Origin of the sequence: Nocardia brevicatena NBRC 12119 (genome assembly GCF_000308495.1) — a bacterium.
Taxonomy (GTDB): domain Bacteria; phylum Actinomycetota; class Actinomycetes; order Mycobacteriales; family Mycobacteriaceae; genus Nocardia; species Nocardia brevicatena.
The window spans coordinates 1-6915 of sequence record NZ_BAFU01000056.1 but is presented as its reverse complement, the minus strand read 5'-3'; the positions used below and the strand labels follow the sequence as shown (position 1 = coordinate 6915).

General features: G+C 67.1%; 6 protein-coding genes and 1 pseudogene. 3 read left to right on the top strand and 4 right to left on the bottom strand.

From position 1 onward, the window contains the following. Positions 1–90: 90 nt before the first annotated feature. The gene (locus ON20_RS38885; RefSeq protein WP_040835916.1) at positions 91–381 is read left to right on the top strand and encodes a bifunctional 3,4-dihydroxy-2-butanone-4-phosphate synthase/GTP cyclohydrolase II; all 291 of its coding nucleotides are present in this window, start codon (positions 91–93) and stop codon (positions 379–381) included. A 334-nt stretch (positions 382–715) separates the two neighbouring features. On the opposite strand, the gene ON20_RS13980 is transcribed toward ON20_RS38885, so the two are convergent. Beyond that, positions 716–2167 carry an alpha/beta hydrolase gene (locus ON20_RS13980; protein WP_245547228.1) on the bottom strand — a complete coding sequence of 484 codons (1452 nt, stop codon included), beginning with the start codon at positions 2165–2167 and terminating at the stop codon, positions 716–718. 546 nt (positions 2168–2713) lie between these two features. On the opposite strand from ON20_RS13980, the pseudogene ON20_RS38880 reads away from it, so the two are divergent. Together ON20_RS38880 and cynS are read left to right on the top strand one after the other, a co-directional pair. Then, a pseudogene (locus tag ON20_RS38880) lies at positions 2714–2872 on the top strand (hypothetical protein); the annotation flags it as partial. A 289-nt stretch (positions 2873–3161) separates the two neighbouring features. Next, positions 3162–3632: a cyanase gene (gene cynS / locus ON20_RS13975; RefSeq protein WP_040835914.1), complete on the top strand. Its 471-nt coding sequence runs from the start codon at positions 3162–3164 to the stop codon at positions 3630–3632. 532 nt (positions 3633–4164) lie between these two features. On the opposite strand, the gene dmpG is transcribed toward cynS, so the two are convergent. The 3 genes from dmpG to ON20_RS13960 all read right to left on the bottom strand — a co-directional run. Beyond that, positions 4165–5211, bottom strand: coding sequence for a 4-hydroxy-2-oxovalerate aldolase (dmpG, locus tag ON20_RS13970; RefSeq protein WP_040835913.1), 1047 nt, complete (start codon positions 5209–5211; stop codon positions 4165–4167). Next, complete coding sequence (locus ON20_RS13965; protein WP_040835912.1) at positions 5208–6179, bottom strand: acetaldehyde dehydrogenase (acetylating); 972 nt, start codon at positions 6177–6179, stop codon at positions 5208–5210. Before ON20_RS13965 ends, dmpG begins: the two co-directional genes overlap by 4 nt. Further along, positions 6176–6915, bottom strand: a 740-nt coding sequence (locus ON20_RS13960) for a 2-keto-4-pentenoate hydratase (protein ID WP_040835911.1), incomplete at its 5' end; no start/stop codon positions are given. The genes ON20_RS13965 and ON20_RS13960, both read right to left, overlap by 4 nt.

Sequence of the window (6915 nt, the reverse complement as noted above, 5' to 3'; positions counted from 1 at the left end):
ACTCCCTACCCTGGCCACGAGGTCCTACCTTTTCCCGGGTCGAGCAGGCCAGTCGTAAGGCGCGAATTCGCCGACCGGAACGAGTTGGCCATGATCTCGATCGGGAGTCTGGCGCGTTACCGGCGCCGGCACGAACGTCTGGTCGAGCGGGTGGCCGAGACTCGCCTGCCGACGCGGGCCGGTGACTTCACCGCGCTGGGGTACCGGGCGATCGACGACGGTGGTGAACGCATCGTGCTCGTCCACGGTGACATCACCGGACCGGAGCCGGTGTTGACGCGGGTGCACTCGGAATGCGTCTTCGGTTCCTGTCGCTGCGATTGCAGGTCACAACTTGTCGAAGCGATGGAAAGAATTACGACCGAGGGCCGGGGGTGGTGATCTATCTGCGTGGCCGCGAGTCGCGGGGCCCGCACGGGCCGATCGTGCACCGTGACGAGGGCGAGTACCCACAAGCTCCGTCGCCCGCGGTGCGACCTCGACCCGATACGGGCCTTCCGGCGTGGTTGGCGTGATGGCGAGTGGGGTAGGGCCATGGGCGCAGGACAACGTTCCGGACCACGCCGAGCGGGGAAGCCGCCATCGGACGTTCGGGGTGGCGGACGGCGGGGCCGATAGGCCTTTGTCGCCACGGCAGGCCCGAATCGGTGTGGCGGGTCAGCGGGTTGCCGAGGGCGCGTTGTTCGGCGAAATGGTGTCACCTTTCCCGGTGCGGCTACGGATGCTCGGTGGGATCGGCATGGCAGGTGATATCGGTTGTCGGTAGCCGGCCGTCGCCGAAGTAACCGTTGATGATGTCGTTCACGCACGTGCTGAGGCCGGGGCGGAACGTGAGATGGATGCGGACGTCCTGCAGGGTGACCAGTCGAGAACCGGACATCGCTCGATGCAGGCCGACACCTTCGTGGTACGGGGTCCGTATGTCGCCTGTCGCTTGCAGGATAAGTGCGGGAACCGCATTGCGGATAACGGTGGGCGGCTCGAGTGGGCGCGGCCAGAACGCGCACGGCTGAATATTGTTGGCGAGTGCGCCGAAGACCGGCTGGGCGGCGCGGGCGTGTTCGATATTGCGTTGGTACCAGGCCGGATCGATGGGTGCGCCTACGTCGCCGCAGGCGATAACGGCCAATGCGGAATTCTCCGAGCTCCGCAGGGCCTCCAAGGTATCCGCGAGCCCGGAGGCCGTCGGATCGGGACTCGGACTGCCCTGGGCGGCATCGAGGAGTTCGCGGACGGTGGCGGCCAGGGTGTCGTCGAGTTGGTAGCTTCTGAGCAGGTTGTGCAGTAGAAACGGTAGGAGATGGTCGTCGATGGGATAGCCGTCTACCACGATCGGACGCTGCGCGGTTTGGCGGATCAGATCCTCGATGAGCATGCGCACCCGCTGCCCTGTATCACCGAGGTGGTAACGCTCATCGTGCCGCGCTATCCGGCCCGCCCAATCGTCGAGGGCCGCTTCGTCGGCCGGACCCCAGTCCTGAACCAGTCCTGCCCAGTACCGATCGGGATCGATGGCGCTGTCGAGGACCACCCGGTCGCTGCGGTTCGGGAACATCTGGGTGAAGACCGCCCCCAGGTAGGTTCCGTAGGACAATCCGAAATAGCTGATTTCTTCCTCGCCGAGCACGCTGCGCACCAGGTCCATATCGCGGGCCGTGTTGCGGGTGGTGAGCCGGCGCAGTTTCTCCGGATCTTCGTTCAGGCAGGTGCTTGCCATATCCCGCGCGAGCGCGACTTCGTGCGCGAATCCGCTCTCGTCGACCCCCGCGGAGCGGACCATCTCCGGAACAGCCCATCCGCACGGTCCGGGCGCGTCGGACGCGCCGACCCCGCGTGGATCCATCCCGACCAGGTCGTACTGGACCAGCACATCGGGCGAGAGCACGTCACCGAGCAGCCCGACGCTGTCGAGGCCCGAAGCTCCCGGTCCGCCCGGATTGGACAGCAATACCCCACGCCGCCGGTCGGGGTCGGTGGCACGTACCCGCGAGATCGCCACCGTCATGGTGCGACCGTGCGGGTCGTGGTAGTCGAGTGGTACCACGACGTCGGCGCATTCCGCGCCCACCGCAGCCAGAAGCTCACTCTCACATGCCATCCAGCGCAACCGCTGATGGTAGAAGGGGAATTGGGTGGTATCGCCCGATACCGTTGCTGTTGCCGCCATTCCCGCCGCGAGGACACAGCGAAGGAGCCACCGGCCCGTCATCGTACCCTTTCTGGTCCAGAGCGCCCGCTGTCGAAGGAGCGTGCCCCTGTCGTCGAGAATACATCGGCGCCACAGAGGTTTTCGCGGTCACAGGGGTCTGCTCACGACCGGCGACAGGACGCTGCGTCCGAACCGCTCGGCGGATTCGAACGGTTAACGCAACGCTCCTGCCGAGGTCTTCGGCGTCGCCGTCCGCGGGCCGCGGTCTCCGAGAGGAGGAACCGAGCGAGGACGTGACGGCTTGGTCGATCGCGGTCGTCGCCGGGCGGCTCATCGCTGCCTGCGATTCAGGTGATCAGACAGGATCGTGACGATATCGGTTCGACCGCGCCGCCGAGGTGGCGCGGTTCTCGGTCACGGCGACCAACGGCGTCCGGCCGCAGTTGTCGCGGGTCTCGATACCGGCGCCGCCCGTGATCGGCTCTCGCGTCCGCTCGGCGTCGCCGTCCGCGGCGGCCGACCGTCGAGGGCGGTATCGGTGGTCGTCAGCGTCGGTACGGAAGGGTGGCCGTGTGCTCGCCGGCGCCTGTGACGGCGGGCGACGTATCCGCGCGCGCCGGGCACGCTGTTCATCGGCTGCTCCGACGCCCGCGCACGGTACCCGAGCCGATCACCGGCAGCGAACCCGGCGAGCTGCTCGTCATCCGCACTGCGGGCAACCTCGTTCCCGCTCACCGGCCCGCCGACGCCGCCGCAATCCGATTCGGTGTCGAGGCGGTGGCCTCGCCGGTGCGGGCCGATGTTCCTGCGCAGGCGGTCGACCTGGCTCCCATCCCACGGTCACCCGCGCTCCGACGGCCGGTGTGGTGTCATCGTCGAAAGCCGGGTATTCGACATCGGCAGCGGCGTAAGTCCCCCTCCGGCTCCGACCGGACGGTCGCTACCCGAATCCCTTACACACCATCCATGCCGCCGGGACAGCGCGGAAGCTCGACGAAAGGAATGGGCCATCGTGATGCACGCACAGTTCGACCCCATCGCTCGGCAGGCTCTCGCCGCCGCCGCGGTCGAGGCCAAGATCGCCAAGGACCTCACCTGGCAGCAAATCGCCGACGCCGCCGGCTACTCGACCGCGTTCGTCACCGCCGCGGTGCTCGGCCGGCATCCGCTGCCGGAGCAGGCCGCCACGGCTGTCGCAGCCCTGCTCGATCTCGGCGACGAGGCAGCGGCCCTACTGCAGATCATCCCGACCCGGGGATCGATCCCCGGTGGGGTCCCGACCGACCCGATGATCTACCGTTTCTACGAAATGCTGCAGGTGTACGGCACTACCCTCAAGGCGCTCATCCACGAACAGTTCGGCGACGGCATCATCAGCGCTGTCAATTTCAAGCTCGACGTGAAGAAGGTTCCCGATCCCGAGAGCGGTGAGCGCGCGGTGATCACCCTGGACGGCAAGTACCTGCCCGCCGAACCGTTCTGAACCCACCACCATCCCCGAGGGGAATGACCTCGAAAACATTCCAGTAGTGCATGGAGGTCGTGATAGCGGTGATGTCGACGATCCCGCTCGTGCACTACCGGAAGAAGCACCACCGGTCGACGCCGAAGGCGAGCTTCTCGTCATAGAACTCGCGGGTGTAGGAGACAACGAGCCCGCGGAAGGGCGATGGGGCGCAAGTTCGGCGAGAGCTCGCAAAATGAAGGACACGAACACCCCGCAGACCGCGTACACCAGGAACAGGCCGGGTCCGGCCGTAGGCAGCCGAGCGGGCGGGCCCGGTACCGGATGGCATCACCGATAGCGATCATCTGCAGCCGACGTGGGCGCAACGTCTCGTGGTAGCCGGCGTTCTCAGCGTGCAACACGTCCGTGAGCGCCGCTGCGGGAGGTCGAGTCGTCGCCGTCGAGAGCCCTCCCGCAGCACGGCGTCTTTTATTCCGCGAGCACTCAGGTGTTACCGAGTGGTGTGTTATCGCATCCCGCTACCGGAGACGTCCCCCAACCCGGACCCTCAGACGGTCTGCTGTGCGGACTGCCGTTCGGCCGCCATCGTGAGCGCGATGTCCACGATCATGTCCTCCTGGCCACCCACCAGTCGGCGTCGGCCGGCTTCCATGAGCAGGGTGCGGACATCGATTCCGTACCGTTGGCTCGCCGCCTCGGCGTGCCGGAGGAAGCTGGAGTACACCCCGGCGTAGCCGAGGGTGAGGGTTTCGCGGTCCACCCGGACGGGGCGGTCCTGCAGTGGCCGGACTATATCGTCGGCGGCATCCTGTAGTGCGAAAACATCGCAGCCGTGTTTCCAGCCGAGTACGCCGGCCACCGCCACGAAGGCCTCGATCGGGGTATTGCCCGCCCCTGCGCCGTGTCCCGCGAGCGATGCGTCGACCCGGGTCGCCCCGTTCTCGACGGCGATCACGGAGTTGGCGACCGACAATGACAGGTTCTCGTGGGCGTGAATACCGAGTTCGGTCTGTGGATCGAGGATATCGCGGTAGGCGCGGATGCGGTCGCGCACGCCGTCCATGGTGAGTCTTCCACCGGAATCGGTGACGTATACGCAGTGCGCGCCGTAGCTCTCCATCAGTTTGGCCTGACCGGCGAGTTCGGCAGGTTCGGCCATATGGCTCATCATCAGGAACCCCGAGACATCCATACCGATCTCGCGTGCTGTCGCGATGTGCTGGGCGGCGACGTCGGCTTCCGTGCAGTGGGTCGCGACCCGCACCGAGCGCACACCGAGGTCGTAGGCGCGCCGCAGATCCTCGGCCGTGCCGACACCCGGCAGCAGCAGCGTGGTCAGTCGGGCGCGCCGCAGATTCGCGGCGGCGGCCTCGATCCAGGTCCAGTCGGTGTGCGAGCCGGGACCGTAGTTGACCGATCCGCCGGCCAGCCCGTCGCCGTGGGCGACCTCGATGGCGTCGACCCCGGCGGCGTCGAGCGCCGCCACGATCCGCCCCACATTCTCGGGGGTGATCCGGTGCCGGATGGCGTGCATCCCGTCCCGCAGCGTTACATCCTGGACGAACACCGCCGTCGCCGGTTCGGACGAGATCATCGTGCGTTCTCCTTCTGCTGGGTGTTCTGCGCGATCCGCTCGGCGACCTGAAGTCCGGCCGAGGTCATGATGTCGAGATTCCCCGCGTAGGCGGGCAGGTAGTGCGCGGCGCCCTCGACTTCGAGGAAGACCGAGACCCGGTGCGTCGGGAAGGCCACGTTCTGCGGGGACAGCAGGGTGTGGACCGGCTGATCCGGTGGGATGGGGTCCACTTGGACTTCCTGTTTGAGCCGGTAGCCCGGAACATAGGCCGCCACATCCTCGACCATTTTCGCCACCGACGCGCGGATGCGGGCGTGGGAATCCCCGTCGGGGGCGTTCACCAGGCAGAAGACCGTATCGCGCATGATGAGCGGGGGCTCGGCCGGGTTGAGGATGATCACCGCTTTACCGCGTTCGGCACCGCCGACAGCCTCGATGGCGTGCGCGGTGGTCTCGGTGAATTCGTCGATATTGGCGCGGGTGCCGGGCCCGGCGGATTTCGACGCGATCGAGGCCACGATCTCGGCATAGGCCACGGGCACGATCCGCGAGACCGCGGACACGATCGGGATGGTCGCCTGGCCACCGCAGGTCACCATGTTCACGTTCACCGCGTCGAGGTGTTGGGTGAGGTTCACCGCCGGCACCACGAAAGGACCGATCGCCGCGGGTGTGAGATCGATCAGGCGCTTGCCCAAGGGTGCGAGCCGCGCATGGTTGTGCTGGTGTGCTTTCGCCGAGGTCGCGTCGAACACGATGTCGATGTCGTCGAACCCGGGCATCGCCACCAAACCCTCGACTCCCTCATGGGTGAGGGGGACGTTCAGGCGGGCGGCCCGGGCGAGGCCGTCGGAGTCCGGGTCGATCCCGACCATGGCCCCCATCTCCAGGAACCGGGAATGCCGCATGACCTTGATCATCAGATCGGTGCCGATATTGCCCGATCCGATGATCGCGACCTTGGTGCGAATACTGGTGTCGCTCATCGAGAAACCTCCGAAACAGTGGTGAAGGAAGCCGACACCGTCCCGAGCCCCACCACGGTGGCGGTGACGGTGGCGCCGGGATGCAGCGGGCGCATCGGCCCCAGTGCTCCCGAGAGGATCACCTGTCCCGCCCGCAGCGGCTCCCCGAAGGTGCGGGCCTGCCGCGCGAGCCAGGACAGGGCGTTCAGCGGGTCGCCGAGGCAGGCGGCCCCGGTGCCGGTGGAGACTTCGGTGCCGTCGATCCGCATGCTCATGGTGACCTCGACAGGCTCGAAATCGTCGAGGGTCCGCCGCTGGTCGCCGAGAACATACAGCCCGCTGGAGGCGTTGTCGGCGACCGTATCGGCGAAGGAGATATCCCAGTCGGTGATGCGGCTGTCGACGATCTCCAGCGCTGCCACGGCCTCGGCGACCGCCGCCCGGCACTGCGCGGTATCGAGCGGACCGTCGGCGAGGTCTTCACCCAGAATGAACGCGATCTCCGCTTCGGCGCGCGGCTGCAGCAGTCGGTCGATCGGGATCACGTCACCGTCGGCGTAGGCCATATCGGAGAACAGCACCCCGAAATCGGGCTGGTCCACGCCCAGCTGTTGCTGGACGGCCGCCGAGGTCGCGCCGATCTTGCGCCCGACCACTGTGACGTCCGGACCGAGTCGGGCGGCGTTGAACCGCTCTTGGATGCGGTAGGCGGTGGCGATGTCGTCAGGGTCGATCAGCTCACGTAGGGGTGCGCAGG

What these genes read in the sequence shown, in the direction of transcription:
- ON20_RS13965 (WP_040835912.1), bottom strand. Translation starts at nt 6,179, where the DNA reads ATGAGCGACACCAGTATTCGCACCAAGGTCGCGATCATCGGATCGGGC.
- ON20_RS13980 (WP_245547228.1), bottom strand. Translation starts at nt 2,167, where the DNA reads ATGGCGGCAACAGCAACGGTATCGGGCGATACCACCCAATTCCCCTTC.
- dmpG (WP_040835913.1), bottom strand. Translation starts at nt 5,211, where the DNA reads ATGATCTCGTCCGAACCGGCGACGGCGGTGTTCGTCCAGGATGTAACG.
- ON20_RS38885 (WP_040835916.1), top strand. Translation starts at nt 91, where the DNA reads ATGATCTCGATCGGGAGTCTGGCGCGTTACCGGCGCCGGCACGAACGT.